Origin of the sequence: Sphingopyxis sp. (assembly GCF_016793825.1) — a bacterium.
In the GTDB taxonomy this organism is placed as follows: domain Bacteria; phylum Pseudomonadota; class Alphaproteobacteria; order Sphingomonadales; family Sphingomonadaceae; genus Sphingopyxis.
On record NZ_JAEULM010000044.1, the window covers coordinates 383827 to 403739 of the forward strand.

Consider the following 19913-nt stretch of genomic DNA (forward strand, 5'->3'; position numbering starts at 1 on the left):
CGACCGCTGCGTAATTCGGAAAGCCGCCGCTGGTTGACCGGCGGCGGCTTTTCTCTGTCACAGGATTATCTCAAACGTGCTCCGACCCGTTCCATCTGTTCGATTTCGCGGCGCTGTGCCTTGCGGATTTCGCCACACAGCGCGACCAGCTCAGGATCGGCAAGATTCGCCTCGCGGCACATCAGGATTGCGCCGGAATGATGCGGGATCATCGAGGCGACGAACTGCCTGTCGTCGATTGCGGTTTGCGTCCGCGTCGCCCAATAGGAACCCGCCGTCAGCACGATGAACAGCGCGTACAGTGCCAGGTTCATCTTTCGATTAGGGAACATGCCCGGCATGGTCGCGAGCATGAAGACCCCCATCGGCGCCCACATCGTGACTGCCATATAGGCCATATTGAGGTTGTTCCGAAAATCGCGCCACCCGTCGATCATCGAGAACATGACCAGGTACATGACGACAAGGCCGAGGCCCATGTTGAGCCAGAACATCAGATAGGGGCGGCCATGCCCGCTATGGCTTGACTCGTGCCCGCTATGACTCTGCGCCATGATGCGATCCTCTCTCCGTTGTCGTGTCCCGATTAGTGGCCGAGGCCGACCCCCATCGGCTTGACCAGCATCCACACCGCCATCGCCACCATCATCAGGTTCTCGGTCAGCGATACGAAGCCGAGCGGGACGTTGCTGTCGCCGCCGACGCAGGCGCATTTCAGCTCGCGCTTGTCGATATAGACGGCCTTATAGACGGAGACCGCGCCGACAGTGCCGATGAACAGCGCCACGGGGACCGACAGCCACATGAGCGCGCCGGCCACCATCAGCACGCCCGCCAGCCCTTCCGCGAACGGATAGATATAGGCGTAACGCACCCAGCGCTTGGCGAGCAGATCGTAGTTGAGGAACATCGTCGCGAACCCGTCGACGTCCTTGAGCTTTTGGAGCGCCAGCAGACACATAGCGATGGCGATGAACCATTCTGCCGCTTGGACGGTCGCGAGTGCACCATAGGCCGCCCAGCTCGCCGCCAGCGCCATCGCGGCGGCCATCGCGAACAGCGCGATGACGGGACGATAGGTGACGGCGTTCTTGTCTCGGACCGTCTTGCCGAAGAAGCGGCGCAGATCGTCGTAGCCGCCGACCCGCTTTCCGTCGATGAACACCTGCGGCGTCGTCTCGACCTGGTGCTTGGCCTTGAACGCGTCGGTTTCCTCGCGCGTGGTCAGATGATGGTCGTCGACCGCGTAGCCCTCGCGCTTCAACAGATCGAGCGCCTTCAGCCCATAGGGGCACGTGTGATGGGGCATGACCATGCGGTAGATTTCGGCATGTTCGGCGGCTGCGACCATCGTTTCTCTCCTTAGCGTTGTTCCGTCAGAACCAGACCCGGACGCCGGCGACGAAACTGAACCCGCCGGTGTCCTCGCCGTCGGCGCGGGCGAACCGCGCGGTGTCGCCGAACTTGCGCTCCCACGAGACGCCGACATAGGGCGCAAACTCGCGCTTCAGCTCGTAGCGCAGCCGCAGGCCGGCTTCGGCGTCGACCAAGCCCGAGCCAATCCGCTCGGCGGGCATATCCTGCGCGGACAGGTTCAGCTCGACGCGCGGTTGCAGGATTAGACGCTGGGTGATGCGCTGGTCGTAATAGCCTTCGAGCCGGCCGAGCACGTCGCCTTTGTCGGAGAGGAAGACGGCACCCTCGACCTCGAACCAATAGGGCGCCAGCCCCTCGAACCCGACCGTCGCATACGTGCGCCGTGGCTTGGGCTGGAAGTCCTGGCGCACGCCCGCCTGAAAGTTGAAATAGGGACCGATCGCGCGGCTGTAGAGCGCCTGCACCTCCGCGGACTCCACACCTTCGCGGAAGATGCCTTCGCCTTCGGACTTGATGGTCAAGCGGTTGATGTCGCCGCCGAACCATGCCTCGCCGCCCCAGCGGTAGCCATCGCGGCCGTTGCGGAACTGAGCTTCGGCGATGTTGAGCATGACCTGGGAGTATGACATGCCGCCATGCTCACGCATCAGCCCCGAACGGACGGGCGCCATCGCGTCGGCACCCCATATGCGATCAGCATAGGTGGCTGGCACCGGCGCCGGTGCCGGGGCGTTGCCGGCGGGCAGCGCGGTGCCGCTCGGCGCCAATACGTCCATGTCTTGTGATCGGTCCGCCGGGGCGGCCGGTTTGGGTGTGCAGTGGCCCATCGCGGCATGTTCGGGCGGGCACGACGGATCGCTCGCCGCTGCGGCAGGCACTGCGCCGCCCATCTGCGACATGTCATGGCCAGCGGGCGCTGCGCTACCCTTTGTTGGCGCGCAATGGCCCATTGCCGCGTGTTCCGGCGGGCAAGATGGATCGGCGGAGGGCGGTGCAGACGGTGCGACGACCTGACCTTGGGCTGGCGAATGGTCCATGTGCTGCGCGGTGGCGGGGGCGGCAATTGCCAGCGCCGAGCTGGCGGTGAGGAGAGCAAACCCGTTCATGCCGCGTCTCCTTCGCGCGGTCGCACCGTGATGACCTGCATCATGCCGGCATGCATGTGGTAGAGCAGGTGGCAGTGGAACGCCCAGTCGCCGACAGCATCCGCAGTAAAGTCGAACGTCACTGTGCCGCCGGGCTGGACCTGCACCGTATGCTTGCGCGGCGCATGATCGCCATGCCCCGTCACCAGCTCGAAGAAATGGCCGTGGAGGTGGATCGGGTGGCCCATCATCGTGTCGTTGACGAGCGTGATTCGCACCCGTTCGTCCTTCAGGAACGGGATCGGCGCCTTTACCTCGTTGAGCTTCACGCCGTCGAACGCCCACATATAGCGTTCCATGTTGCCGGTCAGGTGGATGCGCATCGACCGATCGGGCGCGCGCACATCTGGGTTCCGGTCGACCGCCATCAGGTCGCGATAGACCAGCACCTTGTGGCCGACATCGCGCAGCCCCTGTCCCGGCTCGCCGGTGCGGTCGACCGGCATCGGCGAAATCGTCTGAACGGTCGGCGTATCCTTGACCTCCGGCGCCACCGACAGGTCGCGCATCGAGTGGTTCATCCCACCGGCCCCGTGCCCCATCGCGCCGTGATCCATGCCTCCGCCGGCAGCAGCGGGCGTGCAATGGCCCATCGCAGCGTGTTCCGGCGGACAGGCTGGATCGCCCGCCGGGGCGGCTTGGTCGGTCGCGCCATGGTCCATCACTGGCATCGCGCTGTGGTCCATGCCGCCCATGCCCATATCTTTCATGTCGGCGAGCGGGCGCTGGCGTAGTGGCGGCACTTCGGCCGCCATGCCCTCGCGCGGGGCGAGCGTCGCGCGCGCCATGCCGGAGCGATCGACCGTTTCACCGATCAACGTGTAGGCACGATCGTCGGTCGGCTGGACGATGACGTCATAGGTCTCGGCGACGGCCATCTGGAACTCGTCGACGGTGACGGGGCGCACGGGCAGGCCGTCGGCCTGGACGACCGTCAGCTTGAGACCGGGGATGCGCACGTTGAACGTGGTCATCGCTGAGGCGTTTACGAACCGCAGCCGCACGCGCTCGCCGGGGTTGAACAGCCCGGTCCAATTGTCGCGCGGGCCGTGACCGTTGACGAGATAGGTATAGGTCGACCCGGTCACGTCCGAGACGTCGGTCGGGTCCATGCGCATCGCACCCCAGGCGAGGCGGTCTGCCAGCGATTGATCCCGTCCTGAGAGCAGGCCGGCCAACGTCTGCTTCTGATAATTGAAATAGCCGCCCTGCTGCTTGAGCTTCGTGAAGATGGTGTGCGGGTGCATTGGACTATGGTCGGAGAGCACGATCACATGCTCGCGGTCCGACGCGATCGGATCTTCGCCCCTGGGGTCGATGACGATCGGCCCGTAATGGCCGAGCTGTTCCTGTAACCCCGAATGGCTGTGATACCAGTAGGTGCCGGACTGGATCACCGGAAACTCGTAAATGAAGGTCGAGCGCGGCTTGATGCCGGGGAAGCTAACGCCCGGCACGCCGTCCATGTGGAACGGTAGGATCAGGCCGTGCCAGTGGATCGAGCTGTCCTCGTCCAGCGCGTTTTCGACGTGAAGGCGCACGGTCTGCCCCTCGCGCAGCCGGATGAGCGGTGCGGGCACGGTGCCGTTGATCGCGATCGCATGACTCTCGCGACCGTCGATCGTCATCATCTGCTCCGCGATGCGCAAATGGATGTTTTCGCCCGAAACGGTGGGCAGCGGGCGAATGATGCCCGGCGACACGGATTGCGCCCAAGCGGGAAGCCATGCGGTGAGCGCGGCGGTGCTACCGATCGCGGCGGTGCCGCGCAATAGGGCACGGCGGTCGATTACTAAGTCCATGTCGTCTCCCGAACCCGAAGGGATGGAAAGACATGACTTATCAACCTTCCCAGTATGGCAAGGTCAAGGTTTAATTGCAGCTCGGACGAAAAGAGATGTGTGTAGCGGCTCTCTGATTAGCGCAAGAATTCGCCCGGGTCGAGCGTGCCAAGCCAGGCGACCAGTACGAGGATTAGGATCGCCGCCGTCGTTTCGAGCATGATGCTCAGCCGGATGCGTCGCTCGGCAGGCCATGCGCCAGCATCGCTGCCCGCTGCGGCGAGCGCGGGCGTGAGCCGCCAGCGGTTGATCGCGGCGAGGCCGAGCATCGCGCCGAACAGCGCGAGCTTGGCGAGCAGCAAACGGCCATAGGTCGTTTGCGGCATGGCTGGCAGGCCGGCGATGCCTAGGATCGACACGAGGTTGACCGCGCCGCTCGCGATCATTGTTGCCACCACGACCGAGCCCGTGCGCGCGAAGCCACCGAGCGCGGCCACCGCCATCGCCCGCTCCCGCTCTCGGCGGAGCGGCCGGAACACGCACGCGGCGAGGATGACGAGTGCGCCGAGCCAGACGCCGGCAGCGAGCAGGTGAGCGATGTCGGCTGCGCGGTGCAGCGTGCCCGCCGTGCCTTCCGTCGCAGCGGCATGGCCGGACCAGGCCAGTGTCGCGACCGCCACGGCGGCCGAGACCACGACCACAAGGCGTCCGCGGCCCATCAGCACGAGCGTCGCGACCAGCAGCAAGGCAACGGCGCGCACGGCGGACGCTGTTCCGATCGGCGTCTCGCGCAGCACGAATGAGAGCGTGCCGCGGTCAAGGTCCAACAGCCCAGCTCCCGTCATCGCCGCAACGGTCATCCAGAGCGCCGCCGCCGAGACGACGAGACCGACCAGCGCGAGCGCGATGACAACGCCGCGACGGGGCGCGAGCTGCGCAGCGGGGCGCGCGTGGAAAGGCCAGGCCGCGACCCCGAACAGGATCAGCAGATCGGCGTAGAGGACAAACCGCAGCCCGATCGCCGCCGCGCTTTCCACCTGCTCAGCGAATCGAGAAGGCGTGCGTGCCCGTGATGCGGTGCGTGTCGGCGCCGACGATCACCCAATCGATCCGGTAGCTGCCGGCCGGTATCGGCTTGGCGCTGGTCAGCACCAGCCCTTTGCCGTCGCGCGACACCGCGCTGGTGACGCCTTGCATCGGCATGTCGGGATGGTTGGCCATGCCCGGCATCCCGGTCATCACCAGCGTTGCACTGGAGAGCCTAGGGGTCAGCCGCTCGCTGAAGATCAGCGTCACCGTCCGCGTCGGGGAGACGGTGGCATTGGCGGCAGGCGTCGCTGCGACGAGCCTAGGATGCGCCAGTGCCGGGCTAGCGACGGCCACGCCCAGCGCGGCCATGACGAGAGCGAAATTACGGAAGCGCATAATTGTCTCCTTGCTTGGCATGCCCAGTTAAAGCGGCAGGACAGCATTGCCGAATATTATCGCAAAACTGATGACGAACAGTTCAAAGACCTGCCATCAGCCGCCCGAAAGATTAGCAGCGCCCCGGTCTTGGGCAAAGACCGAGGCGCTGCGTGGCCGGGCTGTCTTGTTCTTCCCGGCCTTGCCGCCGTCCTGGGGGCTGGACGGCTAATATGGGTCTAAGCTTCATGTTATTCTCTAGGTGATCTGGCTGCGGCCAGAGGGGCTGAGATCAGGCGGCGCGGGCATCAGCTACGGGCGGGCGGTCTAATGCATTTGCGAGTGATCGACGTTCGCCTCCGAGCCCGAACCGGAAGCCGGCTCGCTGAGTTGCGATTGAGTCCAGCTAAGGCAGCCAGCGGCCAGAAGCGCGCCGGCGATGAAAATCAGGCTGAGCTTGTTCATGGCCGGCGCCTTCCGTTCGTCCTTAAATTGCCGTTGCTTCATAGCCATCGGCAGCGAGGGCCTGCGTGATGGCGTCCCTGCTCGCCGTGGTCGTCACAGTGATCTTGCGAGCAACCGTATCCGCCTCAACCTTCGCGCTTGGATCGACTGTGGCGACGGCCTGAGTGACGTGTTTCACGCAGCCGCCGCAGGTCATCTTCTCAATGTGAAACTGCATCGGACACTCCTTTAATTTCTTTTGCAAAGCAGGAGATGCGGCTTCCCAGCGTTGGAAGGTCAAGAACATTTTTGCGGAAATTTCACGGCTTGACCTTCCAACGATGGCAACCCCTAGGGCGGAGCCCGTCCAATTGCGAGGCGTCGCACCGCCCGAGTTAAAAACTAGACGGAGTTCCAATATGTCAGATGCCTATTATGATCTCGGTGAATATCGCCGAAACGTTACGACGTCCTCATCTGATGCCCAGATATGGTTCGACCGGGGATTATTGTGGACATACTGCTTCAACCCCGAGGAAGCTGTGCGTTGCTTCGAGAAAGCTGTCGAATTTGATCCGCAATGTGCGATGGCGCATTGGGGCGTGGCATTCGCTTGGGGTCCGAACTACAACAAGGCGTGGCGGATGTTTGATCTCGCCGATATGGAGATAGCGATCGGCATTGCCAGCGCGGCTCTGGAGAGGGCGCGTGAGTCGTCGTTGAACGCTTCGCCGTTCGAGCGCGATCTGATCGAAGCTCTCATCGCGCGCTATCCCAGGGCGGCCACGCAAGACCCGGAGGAGTTCCACGGGCGAAACCTTGCCTATGCCCACGCGATGCGGGCATTCTATCAAAAATACTCGGACGATATGGATGCGGCAGCGCTTTTTGCTGACGCGCTCATGTGTGTGAGCCCGCGAGCGCTATGGGATCTGGATACTGGAGAACCCGTCGGCTACGGCACGGTTGAAGCCCGCAAGGTGCTCGAAGATGCGCTGGATCAACCCGGCGCCCATAAGCATCCCGTCCTCAACCACCTCTATATCCACCTGATGGAAATGTCGCCCTACCCGGAGGTGGCCTTGCGGGCCGCCGACGACTTGCGAAGAATAGGCCGCGACGGCTCCCACCTGGCACATATGTCGACGCATATCGACAATGCCTGCGGTGACTGGCGCAAGGTCATCGATTCCAATCTCGATGCGGCCGCTGCGGACGACAGATACTTTGCGCGTGAGAAAGCTGGTGCTTGGTACACTTATTATCGCGCGCACAATCTAATGGTCGGGACATATGGTGCGATGATGGCCGGTCGGTTCCGAGAGGCCATGGATATGGCGCAACGGGTGAATCAGGTCGTTACGCCGGAGTTTCTCCGGACCTCAGTGCCGCCGATGGTCAATTTTTGCGAAAGCGCCTGCGTAATGGTGCCGCATGTCCTCATCCGGTTCGGTCGCTGGAATGACATCATAGAACTCGGGCTTCCCGAGGACCAGAAGCTATGCTGCTCAACAACAGCGATGATCCATTATGCTCGTGGTATCGCTTTCTCCGCGCTGCGTCGTATTCCGGAAGCCGAAGCAGCCCGCGAACAGTTCATCGCTGCGGCGGCCCACGTGCCGGAAACGCGCTTGAATAACCTTCCGGTAAGTCAGGTGGAGGTTCAGAAGGTCGCTGCGAAGATGCTCGATGGCGAACTGGAATATCGCAAGGGCAATATCGAAGAGGCGTTCGACCTGCTCCGTCAGGCCATCGCGCTGGAAGACGCCCTTCCTTACTGTGACCCGCCGGCCTGGCTCCAGCCTGTTCGCCACGCTTATTGCGCGCTCATGATCGAGCAGGGACGGTTGGAAGAAGCTGTCGTCGAGTACCGCATCGATCTTGGCCTGACCCGTAAGCTCGGGCGCCGGCGCATCCGGCCTAACAACGTCTGGAGCCTGCACGGCCTTCACGAATGTCTCACGCTGCTTGGAAGGCACGACGAGGCCAACGAGATTGAACTCCAGCGTAACATAGCCGTGGCTTCTGCCGACGTTAGGATCGAGGCGTCATGCTTCTGCCGGCTGAGCGCCTACGAAGACAGCGAGCAATGCTGCTGAGACGCAGCGAAAAGGCCGAAGCCGATGCAAGCGGGAGCGGCCATGACCGCTCCCGCTACGACAGCGGCCGGCGATCGTCGGCCCGCGGCAATAGCCCCCTAGAGGCCGCTTTCTCGATTACGCTAGTCGTGCTGCTTGCGGCGAGTTGGCTGCTTGCGGGCCATCTTGTCACCCGTGTTTCCCCCATGCTTGTCGCCGCCGGAAGAACCGGGGGCAGCTTCGTCGTGCTTACTCTTGTAGCTCTGCTGTATCGGCGCTCCCGTAGGGACATGCGCTTTGCCGCAAGCCGGGTCCGAAGCGTCGTCCTTCTCGGCTTCCTGGGCTTTTTCGCCTATTATGCTGGAACGATGATCGGGACCGGGTTCATAGGAGCCTCACGCGTGGGGCTGATTACGTCCCTGTTACCCAGCATAACTTTTGCGATCGGGGTTATCGCATTTGGCGAACCTTCCACGCTCAGCAAGATAGTCGGCACGCTACTCGCCGTGTCAGGCGCGATCGGATATGTGCTTGCTGAGGGCGAGGTGCCCTCAGGCGGTTCGAGCCCCGGTGGTGCGACCATGCTTTGGGGGGGGATGCTCGGGTTCGGCGGCACTTTTGCCTATGCGCTATATGGCTATATCTACCAGAAGCGCTTGTCCGATCTTTCCTCACTCGGCGTGCTTCCTGCCATCACGGGTGTTGGCACGGTCATGCTTATGCTCGCGGTAATTCTCTTTGTTCCGTTAGACGGCATCGCAGTGATGGATCTGGTTGGAATCGCCGCCCTCGGAACGGTCCTGACCGCTCCGGTTTTCCTCCTGCTGCACGAACTCATACTGCGTAAAGGGCCGCTGTTTACCGCAGCCCTGTCGCTGGCGGTTCCATTTTCGGTTCGTATCGGGGAGTGGATGTTGGGCTGGGCAAGTGCGCCCAATCCTCTCGTACTATTTCTGCTCTTGATCTGCGCAATCGGCGTGGGACTGACAATAAGGGGCGGCCAGCGGGTTGCAGAACGCCCTTCTGCCTAGCCTATTGCGCATTCTAAGCTACCACGTGCTGCACCTCACCGAAGTTGAGCTTGACCACTAACCGACCAGCCCCACCTGCATTGAGGTGCCGATCAGCGATCTTGTTCTCGACGTCTGAGGCGACGCAATCACGCTCGCGCGAAAACCCTCCCATTTACTGGAAGGTTTGTCATTTCGCCCTTGACCTTCCCACGATGGGAAGCCTCACTTTCATGAAAACTCCTATCGTGACCTGTGAGGTATCGCGCAATGATAGCCGCCAAAATCCGAGAAAATCCGGTTAATCTCGCCGATTCGACGATCATTCTGCCAATAGAGGGCATGACCTGCGCCTCGTGTGTGGGACGCGTCGAACGATCGCTGGGCAAGGTTGAGGGTGTCCGCTCCGTGAGCGTGAACCTAGCGACCGAGCGCGCCGATATTCACACAAGCGGCAACATCGATCGGACGGCGCTGGTGCAGGCCGTCGAGGATGCCGGCTACAGCGTGCCGTTGGGAGCCATCGAACTGGCGGTGGAGGGGATGACCTGCGCATCCTGTGTCGGCCGTGTTGAACGGGCTCTCAAGGCTGTGCCCGGCGTCACCGAAGCTACCGTCAACCTGGCAACCGAGCGTGCGAGTGTGCGTGGTGCAGCCGACATTGAGTCGCTCGTCGCCGCCATAGCGGAGGCCGGCTATACCGCCCATCCGATTGAGGCAAGCACGTCGAATGACGACGAGGCGAGCGAGCGCAAGGACGCCGAGCGCCGCGAATTGAAGCGTGATCTCGTTCTAGCGACTGTGCTCGCGCTGCCAGTGTTTCTGCTGGAAATGGGCAGCCACGTCGTTCCCGGCGTCCATGAGTTGATCGGCCGGACGATCGGAATGCAGGCAAGCTGGTATATCCAGTTCGTCTTGACGACGCTGGTGCTCGCATTCCCCGGCATCCGCTTTTATCAGAAGGGTATTCCTGCGCTGCGCCGTCTTGCGCCGGACATGAACTCGCTCGTCTCGGTCGGGACGCTTGCTGCTTACGCCTATTCACTCGTCGCCACCTTCGCGCCCGGCCTGCTGCCGGCGGGGACGGTGAACGTCTATTACGAGGCGGCCGCGGTTATTGTCGCACTGATCCTGCTCGGCCGCTATCTGGAAGCCCGTGCCAAAGGCCGCACGTCCGAAGCGATCAAACGGCTCGTGGGACTTCAGGCCAAGACCGCCCGGGTTCGCCGTGGCGGCGCGTTGGCCGAGGTATCCATCGATGAGGTTGTAACGGGCGATATCATTGAGGTGCGCCCCGGCGAGCGCATTCCCGTCGATGGCGAGGTTATCGAAGGCGAGAGCTATGTCGATGAGTCGATGATTACCGGCGAACCGATCCCTGTCGCCAAGGCGAAAGGCGCCACGCTGGTCGGCGGCACGGTCAACCAGCAAGGCGCGTTGGCCTTTCGCGCCACCGCCGTCGGCGGTGCGACCATGCTCGCGCAGATCATCCGCATGGTCGAGCAGGCGCAGGGGTCCAAGCTTCCGATCCAGGCACTAGTGGACAAAGTGACGATGTGGTTCGTCCCTGCCGTGTTCGGCGTTGCGGCGCTTACCTTCGCTGCCTGGCTGTGGTTTGGCCCGTCACCTGCCTTGACCTTCGCGTTGGTCAACGCCGTGGCCGTGCTCATCATTGCCTGCCCCTGCGCGATGGGGCTCGCTACGCCGACCGCGATCATGGTTGGCACCGGGCGCGGCGCGGAAATGGGCATCTTGTTCCGCAAGGGCGAGGCCCTCCAGCTTTTGAAGGACGCTCGGGTCATAGCAGTCGACAAGACCGGCACGCTGACCGATGGACGGCCCGCACTCACCGACCTTCATGTGACCGAAGGGTTCGACCGAGCGATGGTGCTGGGCCTGATCGCCGCCGTCGAGGACAAGTCGGAGCATCCGATCGCCCGCGCGATCGTCGATGCGGCTAACGCCGAGGGAATCACGCTGCCCGCAATCGGGGACTTTGACTCCATCACCGGCTTTGGGGTCAAGGCGGTGGCGGATGGCCAACTGATTCAGATCGGCGCCGACCGATACATGAGTGAACTTGGCCTTGACGTTGCCGCGTTCGCCGCGACGGCCGAGCGGCTGGGTCAGGAAGGCAAGTCACCGCTCTATGCCGCGATTGGCGGTCGCTTGGCCGCGATCATCGCCGTCGCCGATCCGATCAAGCAAACGACGCCTGCTGCGATTGCGGCTCTACACGCGCTCGGCCTGAAGGTAGCGATGATAACCGGCGACAACCGCATGACCGCACAAGCCATTGCCAGTCAGCTTGGCATTGACGAAGTGATCGCCGAAGTTCTGCCCGATGGAAAGGTAGAAGCCATCAATCGGCTCAAGGCCGAGCATGGCCGTGTAGCCTTCGTCGGCGACGGGATCAATGACGCCCCCGCCCTGGCGGCGGCCGATGTCGGCCTTGCGGTCGGCACCGGCACGGATATCGCGATCGAAGCGGCCGACGTCGTGCTGATGTCCGGTCATCTAAACGGGGTAGCGACGGCCATTGCACTGTCGCGTGCCACGATCGGCAACATCCGGCAAAACCTGTTCTGGGCCTTCGCCTATAACATTGCATTGATTCCGGTCGCGGCGGGCGTCCTCTATCCCGCCTCGGGCATCCTGTTGTCGCCGGTATTCGCGGCGGGTGCTATGGCGCTATCGAGCATCTTCGTGCTGGGCAACGCTCTGCGTCTGCGCGGTTTCCGGCCTCCCGAGTCGGCAAGCCGATCGTCCGGCACAATTGAGAAACGAGAAGCATCATGAATATCGGACAAGCATCCAAGGCATCGGGCGTATCTGCCAAAATGATCCGCTACTATGAGCAGACTGGCCTCATTCCGAAAGCCGATCGCAGGGATTCCGGCTACCGCGATTATTCCCCGTCGGACGTCCATATGCTGCGCTTTATCCGGCGCGCGCGTGATCTCGGCTTCTCGGTCGCGGAGATCAACGAGCTGCTTAGCCTCTGGCGGGACAAGGCCCGCCAGAGTGCTGACGTGAAGCGGATCGCGCAGGCACATATCGACCAGCTTCAGCAACGCATCGCAAACCTCGAACAGATGGCCGCGACCTTGGGAACATTGGTGGACTGTTGCGCCGGCGACGGTCGACCAGACTGCCCGATCCTTGCCGATTTGGAAGAACCCGGCGACGATCACGACGTGCCGAGCCTAACCACGGCCGGAATAGGTCGCCTCAGACACCGCCACTAAGGTCGGGCTGGCCCTGTTCGCAGAGATATCGCTGTCGCCCGTCGGGGGTAGCGATGGTGTGATCCCGTCCTTAGTTAGATGAAATGCCAATACTTCGCTTTATTGGCTTGGGGCGGGCAGCAGGCGGCGCTGCCGCCGCTCCCGAGACCGGCATCCATTTGGATTTGCATCTTGCGTAAGATATTCGTTCGTCCTCTTGCGCCACGAAGACGCTCAATCTCAGCCTCGGGCACGGCATAATCAAGATATTTTCGGGCATATTGCTCGTTAGCAGGCAGGAACCTCCTACACGGCGCAGGACGGACTAACCAGATCCGTCTCTTCCATTGCGAAGATTTGCCACGTCTTACGTCGATCGGACCAGGTCGCTCTAGATTGCCCCTAAATGAATTATCCCATCGGTGTTGCCCGTGATGCGGCACCGATCCCGCTGGAACGTCGACGGCACTCGTTTTGGGCTACCAATTCAACCGTAAGCGATCGGCGCGCGGCGCGATGCCTTGCGAAGGGATGAATCCCGAAAAAGCCGCCCCACCCCTCACACATGAACATATTTTCATATGAATGGCGATCAAGCCTTGACCTTACCATCGTTGGAAGCCGCAAAGCGAACATGAATCAATCAGACGCCGCGGAATGAATGCAGAAGACGTGGCAAGTTGAAGGGCAAAAAGATGCGAGTAAAAAACGCACTTCTCCTGGCCTCCGTAGCCTTGGCTATAGGTGGCCTTACGTCGGCCTGTAGCGAATCGGGCGGCGGTCAAGCCGCACAGGCACAAGCAGCGCCGCAAGTGCCAGTGGCGCAAGTCGAGGTGCGCGAACTTGCGCCCACGGCCGAGTTCAACGGCTCGCTGACATCGCCCCAAAGCGTCGAACTGCGGCCTCGCGTCAGCGGTGCGATCGTATCCGTTCACGTCCCTGAAGGCGCATTGGTCAGGAAGGGGCAGCTTCTGTTCCGCATTGATCCGCGCCCTTTCCAGGTTGCGCTTGACCGGGCGCGGGCCGAGCTTCTCCAGGCCCAAGCCGCAGCGGCGCTTGCCGAAAGCAATTTCAGCCGCTCGGAACAGCTCGTCGCAACTAGCGCGATCTCGCGCAAAGCCTATGACGACGCCGTGGCGCAGCGAAACGCCGCTCGCGCGCAAGTACAGGCCGGGAACGCGGCCGTCGCCGCCGCGCGGCTCGATCTTTCCTTCACTCAGGTCACGGCACCGATCAGCGGCCGCGTCGACCGTGTTCTGGTTACGGAGGGCAATGTCGTCGGCGCTGGCGCAGGCGCCGCTCCGCTTACCACAATCAAATCGGTCAGCCCGCTTCATGTCCTGTTCGACATCGACGAGGCGACCTATCTCAATTTCGTAGAGCAGGCCCGCCGGGGCGGTTCGACTGCGCGGCTTCCGGTCGAAATCGGCCTGATGACCGAGCAGGGATATCCGCACAGAGCCACACTTGATTTCCTTGGCAACGGTATTGACCGCAGCGCGGGCACCATCCGTGCCCGCGCCGTGATCGCTAATCCCGGTGGCGATCTTGCGCCGGGGCTGTTCGCGCGCGTGAGGCTGACTCTCGGCGCACCGCAGCAGGCAATCCTTATCGATGACCAGGCAGTCGGGAACGATCAGGGTAAGAATTATGTGTTGGTCGTTGGCCAGGGCAACAAGGCTGAGTTTCGGCCGATCGAACTTGGTCCGGTGGTCGATGGCTTGCGCGTCGTCAAATCGGGGCTGAAGCCGGGCGACATCATCATCATCAAGGGTCTGGTGCGTCCAGGGATGCAGGTCACACCGCGTCGGGGGCCAATGGTCCAAGGCTCAGGCCCCGGTGCCGGTGGGGGCAATCGTCCCGCTGCCGAAGCGGCTCCCGCGGAGGCCGGTCAATGACATTCCCTCGCTTCTTCGTCGACCGCCCGATCTTCGCGGTCGTGCTGTCGGTGCTCATGCTGATCGCCGGGGGCATCACTCTGTTTCAGCTCCCCTTGAGCGAATACCCCTCCGTCACGCCGCCGACGGTGCAGGTAACGGCCGCCTATCCGGGGGCTAGTCCCGAAGTGATGGCCGAGACCGTCGCCGCGCCGCTCGAACAGGCGATCAACGGCGTCGAAAACATGCTTTATATGAGTTCGCAGTCGGCGACCGACGGGCGTATGACGATCTCGATCTCCTTCAAGCAGGGGACCGATCCCGACGTCGCGCAAATTCAGGTGCAGAACCGCGTATCGCGCGCACTGCCCCGGTTGCCGGAAGAGGTGCAGCGCATCGGCGTGGTGACGGACAAGACCTCGCCCGACATTCTGATGGTCGTGCATATGCGCGCCACGAACCAGCACTATGATCCGCTCTACGTCTCGAACTATGCGTCGCTGCATGTGAAGGATGAGTTGGCGCGTCTGCCGGGTGTCGCCAATGTTAATATCGGTGGCGAAGGCGAGTATGCGATGCGCGCATGGCTCGACCCGACCAAAGTCGCTGCGCGCGGTCTGACCGCGAGCGATGTCGTCGCAGCGATTCGCGAGCAGAACATCCAGGTCGCGGCTGGCTCGATCGGCCAGCAGCCCAATGCCAAGGCGGCCTATCAGGTCTCCGTCAATGCGCTGGGCAGACTGACCACGGAGGAGCAGTTCGGCGATATTGTCGTCAAGAGCGGCGAGGATGGCCAGATCACCCGCCTGCGAGACGTGGCCCGGATCGAAATGGGCGCGGACAACTATACACTCCGCGGCATGTTGAATGGCAAGCCTGCCGTCGGCCTACAAATCCTGATGAGCCCCGGCGCTAACGCACTCGACACGTCGAGCGCAGTGCGAGCCACGATGGAACGCCTTAAGACCGAGTTCCCCGAAGGTATCGGTTATGAGATCGCCTACGATCCAACGATCTTCGTGCGCGCCTCGCTCAAGTCGGTGGCGGTGACGTTGCTCGAAGCGACTCTGCTCGTCGTGCTTGTGGTCATTATTTTCCTTCAGAGCTGGCGTGCGTCGATCATCCCCCTGATCGCCGTGCCGGTGTCGCTCGTCGGCACCTTCGCCATCATGTATCTGTTCGGCTTCTCGCTAAACACGTTGTCGCTGTTCGGCCTGGTCCTCTCGATCGGTATTGTCGTCGACGACGCGATCGTGGTGGTGGAGAATGTCGAGCGACACATCGCACTCGGTCAGTCTCCCAAGGAAGCGGCTCGAAAGGCGATGGACGAGGTAACGGGGCCGATCCTCGCGATTACCTCGGTGCTGGCGGCGGTATTCATCCCCTCGGCTTTCCTTTCGGGATTGCAGGGCGAGTTCTATCGCCAGTTCGCGCTCACCATCGCGATCTCGACCATTCTGTCGGCCATCAACTCGCTGACCCTCTCGCCCGCGCTCGCCGGTATGCTGCTGAAGCCGCACCACGGCGACACGCCGCGCGACCGTCTCACTCGCGGAATCGACCGCGTGTTCGGGGGCTTCTTTGCCCGGTTCAACCGCTTCTTCGACAAGCTATCCGACCGCTATGTCGGTTGGGTTCGGCGCGCGGTGCGGGCAAGCGGCATCGTCGGTCTTCTCTACGCCGGCTTCCTCGGTCTGACCTGGCTGGGCTTCCACCAAGTCCCCGCAGGTTTTGTGCCGATGCAGGACAAATATTATCTGCTCAGCATCGCCCAGCTTCCTGCCGGAGCCTCGCTCGACCGCACCGAAGCCGTGGTGCAGCAGATGTCCGAAACCGCACTTGCGGAGCCGGGCGTCGAAAGTGTCGTCGCCTTCCCCGGCCTCGATGTGAACGGCGCGGCCAATCTACCCAACTCGGCGGTGATGTTCATCATGCTCGACAGTTTCGAGGACCGAAAAGGCGCGGACCTCTCAGCTCATGCCATCGCCGGCAAGCTGATGGGCAAATTCAGCCAGATTCCCGACGGCTTCGTGGGTGTGTTCCCTCCGCCTCCTGTGCCGGGCCTTGGCGCAATGGGCGGATTCAAGCTGCAAATCGAGGATCGCGCCGGACTTGGCTTCAACGCGCTGGCGCAGGCGCAAGGGCAGATCATGGCGCGCGCCATGCAGACGCCTGAGCTGGCCGGGATGTTGGCGAGCTTCCAGCCCAACGCGCCTCAGGTCCAGGTCGATGTCGATCGGGTGAAAGCCAAGGCGCAAGGCGTGCCGTTGACCGCGATCTTCGAGACGATGCAGGTCAATCTCGGCTCGCTCTACGTCAATGACTTCAACCGCTTTGGCCGCACCTACCGGGTGATGGTCCAGGCCGACGCGCCGTTCCGCCAGCAGGCCGAAAGTATCGGTCAGCTTATGGTCCGCAACGCGGCGGGCGAGATGATCCCCTTGTCGTCGCTGGTCACAATCACACGCAGCACGGGGCCGGATCGCGTTATGCACTATAACGGCTATCCGTCAGCCGACATCAGCGGCGGTCCCGCGCCGGGCTTTTCGTCGGGTCAGGCGACGGCGGCGATCGAGCGAATCGTCCAGGAAACGCTGCCGCCCGGCATGACCTATGAATGGACCGATCTTACCTATCAGGAGAAGGCCGCAGGCAACACCGCGCTCATCGTGTTCCCGCTGTCGGTGCTACTCGCCTTCCTGATCCTCGCGGCCCAATATAATAGCTGGTCGCTGCCGTTCGCCGTGCTGCTGATCGCTCCAATGGCCCTGCTTTCCGCCATTGGCGGCGTGTGGATCTCGGGCGGCGACAACAACATCTTCACGCAGATTGCCTTCGTCGTGCTGGTCGGCCTGGCCGCCAAGAACGCCATCCTGATCGTGGAGTTCGCCCGCGCGAAGGAACAGGACGGCATGGAGCCACTGCCGGCGGTGCTCGAAGCAGCGAAGCTTCGATTGCGCCCGATCCTGATGACGTCGATCGCGTTCATTGCCGGCGTCATTCCTCTGGTGATTGCAAGCGGCGCTGGCGCGGAAATGCGTCACGCCATGGGCATCGCAGTGTTCGCCGGAATGCTTGGGGTCACGCTGTTCGGCCTGATCCTCACGCCTGTCTTCTACGTCGCGGTGCGACGCTTCGCGGCCCGCCGCGAAGCGTCGAAGCAAGCGACCCCCGCTTCGGAGCAAAATGTATGAACGCTCGATTTAATGCCATGAGCGGCAAGCTCGTACTTCTGCTTGGATCGGCGGCGCTGGCAGGCTGTTCGATGGCGCCGAAATATGTGCGCCCGGCAGCGCCGGTAAGCCCATCTTTCCCGACCGGCGCGGCCTATGAGAGCGTGCAGCTTTCGGAGGATGGTGCGGGAGCCGACATAGGATGGCGCGACTTTTACGACGATCCCCTGTTGCACGAGTTGATCGAAAAGGCGCTTGCGAGCAACCGCGACCTCCGTGTGACGGCGCTGAACGTGGAAGCGGCGCGCGCCCAATATCGCATCCAGCGATCTGAGTTACTGCCCACGATCGCAGTCGGCGCGGAAGGAACAGCGCAGCGGTTGCCGTCCGAGCTTTTCAATAACCGCCGGAGCTATCAGGTGGGAGCGACCGCTTCAGCCTGGGAGTTGGACCTTTGGGGCCGCATCCGCAGCCTGAGCGATGAGGCGCTCGAATCCTATCTGTCGCTCGACGCCACCCGGCAGGCTTCGCAGATGAGCCTCGTCGCCGAGGTCGCCAACGCCTATCTGACCTTGCGAGCCGATCAGGAGCTGTTGCGTCTCGCAAACGAAACGCTTGTGACCCAAGAGCGGAGCTATGCGCTCACAAAGCAGCTAGCCGACGTGGGCAATCTTGCCCGGCTAGATCTGGAGCGCGCTGAGGTAGCACTACGAACGGCGGAATCGGATCGTGCGACCTATACCCGCCTTGCCGCACAGGATCGCAATGCGCTGGTTCTGTTGCTGGGCGAGCCTCTGTCGGCGGAGTTGGCCACCCGGCTCGATGCGGCCGACACGCTGCCTGACGGGATCATGCCCGCTGATCTGCCCGCCGGCTTGCCATCGGACCTGCTCGCGCGCCGGCCCGATATTCGCGCGGCAGAACATACTTTGCGCGCTGCGAACGCCAATATCGGCGCTGCCCGCGCGGCGTTTTTTCCGACGATCAGCCTGACCGGCTCGGCAGGGACGGCGAGCGCCAGCCTCGACGATCTCTTCTCGTCAGGGTCGGGCGCATGGAGCTTTATGCCGCGCATCACCCTGCCGCTTCCTATCTTTGGTGGCGGCGCCCTCAGAGCAAACCTCGATCGCGCGGAGGTGCAGAAAAGGATCGAGATCGCCAATTATGAAGGAGCGATCCAGACCGCTTTTCGCGAAGTGGCTGACGGCCTCGCCGGGAAAGGCACCTTGGATGCTCAGATCCGATCGGAAATGCAGCGGGTCGGAGCGAGCCGTAATGCCTACACGCTCGCGGAGCAGCGTTTTACGACAGGCGAAGACGACAATCTCGCTTTGCTTGACGCTCAGCGCACGCTTTACAGATCACAACAAGACCTGGTCCGCTCAAAACTCTTGCGACTCAGCAACCTAATCAACCTCTACAAGGCGTTGGGCGGAGGCTGGCAGGAGAATGGCCGGTCGGCAGATGCCATTTAACATCTGCCAGTTACGCTATGCGATCGCGGCTGCCGACCACGGGAGCTTCTATCGGGCTGCCCGAGCCCTCGATATCGAGCAATCGACCCTCAGTCGGAACATTCTCAAATTAGAGCGATCCATAGGGATGGCGATTTTTGAACGTTCTCGCTCCGGTGTGACTATGACACACGCAGGCAGCACTTTCATTCGCGGCGCAAAGCCAATGGTTGCCAATGCGGACAGACTTGTAGCCATGATGCGGGCTGCGGGCCAAGGGCGAGCTGGCGGCCTGAGGCTGGGTCATAACAGCTCCGTCTCCGCTGGCAATCTGCGAGCTACCGTGATGAGCTGGCATGAAGCGCATCCGGATGTTGAAGCAGAATTTGTCGAGGCCGATCGCAGCGAGTTGATCGCGGGCCTTGATAGCGGCGAAGTCGACGTGGTGATCCTAATGGGTGATGCCGGGCATGACGGACTTCGATGTGAGCCATTGTGGAGCGAACGGATACTTGCCGCACTCCCCACGTCACATCGTTTGTCACAACACGAGGTAGTTCACTGGACGGATCTTAAGGGCGAGTGCTTCCTATTACCTGCCGCAGACCCTGGCCCTCACGTGCGCGACATGCTGCTTGGTCGCCTGTCAGTTTCCGGCACCAAACCCGACATAAGGATGGTGAAGTCGAGTCGGGAAACAGTCCTAAGCATCTTAGGCGGAAGCCTAGGGGTGAGTATCGTATGCGAAGGGTCGACGGGAGCACACTATCCGGATGTCGTATATCGACCTGTTCACGGCGAACAGGGGCCAGCTTTGATCGGCTATTCGGGTTATTGGCGGGATGATAACGGCAATCCCGCGCTTCACCGTTTCCTAGGCTTTATCAAATCTCGATACGCACTGTCTTTTGATTTTCAGTCTAGAATCTAGTAAAAATGGACG

At 62.2% G+C, this 19913-nt stretch carries 16 protein-coding genes; 8 read left to right on the forward strand and 8 right to left on the reverse strand.

Features of this window, described 5'->3' with window-relative positions; translation table 11 throughout:
• Window positions 1–65: 65 nt before the first annotated feature.
• The 8 genes from JNM03_RS14755 to JNM03_RS14790 form a co-directional block, all read right to left on the reverse strand.
• Window positions 66–554, reverse strand: a complete 489-nt coding sequence (locus tag JNM03_RS14755; RefSeq protein ID WP_136956080.1) for a DUF305 domain-containing protein — start codon at window positions 552–554, stop codon at window positions 66–68.
• Window positions 555–586: 32 nt separating this feature from the next.
• Window positions 587–1351, reverse strand: a complete 765-nt coding sequence (locus tag JNM03_RS14760) for a glutaredoxin family protein (RefSeq protein ID WP_168196047.1) — start codon at window positions 1349–1351, stop codon at window positions 587–589.
• Window positions 1352–1376: 25 nt separating this feature from the next.
• Window positions 1377–2483, reverse strand: a complete 1107-nt coding sequence (locus tag JNM03_RS14765; RefSeq protein WP_136956081.1) for a copper resistance protein B — start codon at window positions 2481–2483, stop codon at window positions 1377–1379.
• Window positions 2480–4324, reverse strand: coding sequence for a copper resistance system multicopper oxidase (locus tag JNM03_RS14770; RefSeq protein WP_136956082.1), 1845 nt, complete (start codon window positions 4322–4324; stop codon window positions 2480–2482). Before JNM03_RS14770 ends, JNM03_RS14765 begins: the two co-directional genes overlap by 4 nt.
• 116 nt (window positions 4325–4440) lie before the next feature.
• Window positions 4441–5340, reverse strand: coding sequence for a copper homeostasis membrane protein CopD (copD, locus tag JNM03_RS14775; protein WP_255504519.1), 900 nt, complete (start codon window positions 5338–5340; stop codon window positions 4441–4443).
• A 4-nt stretch (window positions 5341–5344) separates the two neighbouring features.
• Complete coding sequence (copC, locus tag JNM03_RS14780) at window positions 5345–5728, reverse strand: copper homeostasis periplasmic binding protein CopC (protein WP_136956083.1); 384 nt, start codon at window positions 5726–5728, stop codon at window positions 5345–5347.
• A 306-nt stretch (window positions 5729–6034) separates the two neighbouring features.
• Entirely contained in the window at window positions 6035–6172 is a 138-nt protein-coding gene (locus tag JNM03_RS14785; protein ID WP_168196048.1) for a hypothetical protein, read from the reverse strand.
• 22 nt (window positions 6173–6194) lie between these two features.
• The gene (locus JNM03_RS14790; RefSeq protein ID WP_136957353.1) at window positions 6195–6389 is read right to left on the reverse strand and encodes a heavy-metal-associated domain-containing protein; all 195 of its coding nucleotides are present in this window, start codon (window positions 6387–6389) and stop codon (window positions 6195–6197) included.
• A gap of 181 nt (window positions 6390–6570) precedes the next feature.
• Here JNM03_RS14790 and JNM03_RS14795 point away from each other — a divergent pair, with 181 nt between their 5' ends.
• The 8 genes from JNM03_RS14795 (at window position 6571) to JNM03_RS14830 (ending at window position 19901) form a co-directional block, all read left to right on the forward strand.
• Window positions 6571–8250 carry a tetratricopeptide repeat protein gene (locus JNM03_RS14795; RefSeq protein WP_136956084.1) on the forward strand — a complete coding sequence of 560 codons (1680 nt, stop codon included), beginning with the start codon at window positions 6571–6573 and terminating at the stop codon, window positions 8248–8250.
• Complete coding sequence (locus JNM03_RS14800; protein WP_294037725.1) at window positions 8241–9260, forward strand: DMT family transporter; 1020 nt, start codon at window positions 8241–8243, stop codon at window positions 9258–9260. The genes JNM03_RS14795 and JNM03_RS14800 overlap by 10 nt, the downstream gene beginning before the upstream one ends.
• A gap of 249 nt (window positions 9261–9509) precedes the next feature.
• Window positions 9510–12038, forward strand: coding sequence for a heavy metal translocating P-type ATPase (locus JNM03_RS14805; protein ID WP_136956087.1), 2529 nt, complete (start codon window positions 9510–9512; stop codon window positions 12036–12038).
• Window positions 12035–12487, forward strand: coding sequence for a Cu(I)-responsive transcriptional regulator (gene cueR / locus JNM03_RS14810; RefSeq protein ID WP_136956088.1), 453 nt, complete (start codon window positions 12035–12037; stop codon window positions 12485–12487). The genes JNM03_RS14805 and cueR overlap by 4 nt, the downstream gene beginning before the upstream one ends.
• 797 nt (window positions 12488–13284) lie before the next feature.
• Window positions 13285–14364: an efflux RND transporter periplasmic adaptor subunit gene (locus tag JNM03_RS14815; protein WP_255504522.1), complete on the forward strand. Its 1080-nt coding sequence runs from the start codon at window positions 13285–13287 to the stop codon at window positions 14362–14364.
• Window positions 14361–17537 (forward strand): efflux RND transporter permease subunit, encoded by a 3177-nt coding sequence (locus JNM03_RS14820; RefSeq protein WP_136956089.1) that lies wholly within the window; start codon window positions 14361–14363, stop codon window positions 17535–17537. The genes JNM03_RS14815 and JNM03_RS14820 overlap by 4 nt, the downstream gene beginning before the upstream one ends.
• Before the next feature lie 17 nt (window positions 17538–17554).
• The gene (locus JNM03_RS14825; RefSeq protein ID WP_136956090.1) at window positions 17555–18991 is read left to right on the forward strand and encodes an efflux transporter outer membrane subunit; all 1437 of its coding nucleotides are present in this window, start codon (window positions 17555–17557) and stop codon (window positions 18989–18991) included.
• A complete protein-coding gene (locus JNM03_RS14830; protein WP_294037730.1) occupies window positions 18966–19901 on the forward strand; it encodes a LysR family transcriptional regulator in 936 nt (311 codons plus the stop codon). Before JNM03_RS14825 ends, JNM03_RS14830 begins: the two co-directional genes overlap by 26 nt.
• Window positions 19902–19913: the final 12 nt, after the last annotated feature.

What these genes read in the sequence shown, in the direction of transcription:
- JNM03_RS14800 (WP_294037725.1), top strand. Translation starts at nt 8,241, where the DNA reads ATGCTGCTGAGACGCAGCGAAAAGGCCGAAGCCGATGCAAGCGGGAGC.
- JNM03_RS14795 (WP_136956084.1), top strand. Translation starts at nt 6,571, where the DNA reads ATGTCAGATGCCTATTATGATCTCGGTGAATATCGCCGAAACGTTACG.
- JNM03_RS14755 (WP_136956080.1), bottom strand. Translation starts at nt 554, where the DNA reads ATGGCGCAGAGTCATAGCGGGCACGAGTCAAGCCATAGCGGGCATGGC.
- JNM03_RS14760 (WP_168196047.1), bottom strand. Translation starts at nt 1,351, where the DNA reads ATGGTCGCAGCCGCCGAACATGCCGAAATCTACCGCATGGTCATGCCC.
- JNM03_RS14830 (WP_294037730.1), top strand. Translation starts at nt 18,966, where the DNA reads ATGGCCGGTCGGCAGATGCCATTTAACATCTGCCAGTTACGCTATGCG.
- JNM03_RS14805 (WP_136956087.1), top strand. Translation starts at nt 9,510, where the DNA reads ATGATAGCCGCCAAAATCCGAGAAAATCCGGTTAATCTCGCCGATTCG.
- JNM03_RS14825 (WP_136956090.1), top strand. Translation starts at nt 17,555, where the DNA reads ATGAGCGGCAAGCTCGTACTTCTGCTTGGATCGGCGGCGCTGGCAGGC.
- copC (WP_136956083.1), bottom strand. Translation starts at nt 5,728, where the DNA reads ATGCGCTTCCGTAATTTCGCTCTCGTCATGGCCGCGCTGGGCGTGGCC.
- JNM03_RS14820 (WP_136956089.1), top strand. Translation starts at nt 14,361, where the DNA reads ATGACATTCCCTCGCTTCTTCGTCGACCGCCCGATCTTCGCGGTCGTG.
- JNM03_RS14770 (WP_136956082.1), bottom strand. Translation starts at nt 4,324, where the DNA reads ATGGACTTAGTAATCGACCGCCGTGCCCTATTGCGCGGCACCGCCGCG.
- JNM03_RS14785 (WP_168196048.1), bottom strand. Translation starts at nt 6,172, where the DNA reads ATGAACAAGCTCAGCCTGATTTTCATCGCCGGCGCGCTTCTGGCCGCT.
- cueR (WP_136956088.1), top strand. Translation starts at nt 12,035, where the DNA reads ATGAATATCGGACAAGCATCCAAGGCATCGGGCGTATCTGCCAAAATG.
- JNM03_RS14790 (WP_136957353.1), bottom strand. Translation starts at nt 6,389, where the DNA reads ATGCAGTTTCACATTGAGAAGATGACCTGCGGCGGCTGCGTGAAACAC.
- JNM03_RS14765 (WP_136956081.1), bottom strand. Translation starts at nt 2,483, where the DNA reads ATGAACGGGTTTGCTCTCCTCACCGCCAGCTCGGCGCTGGCAATTGCC.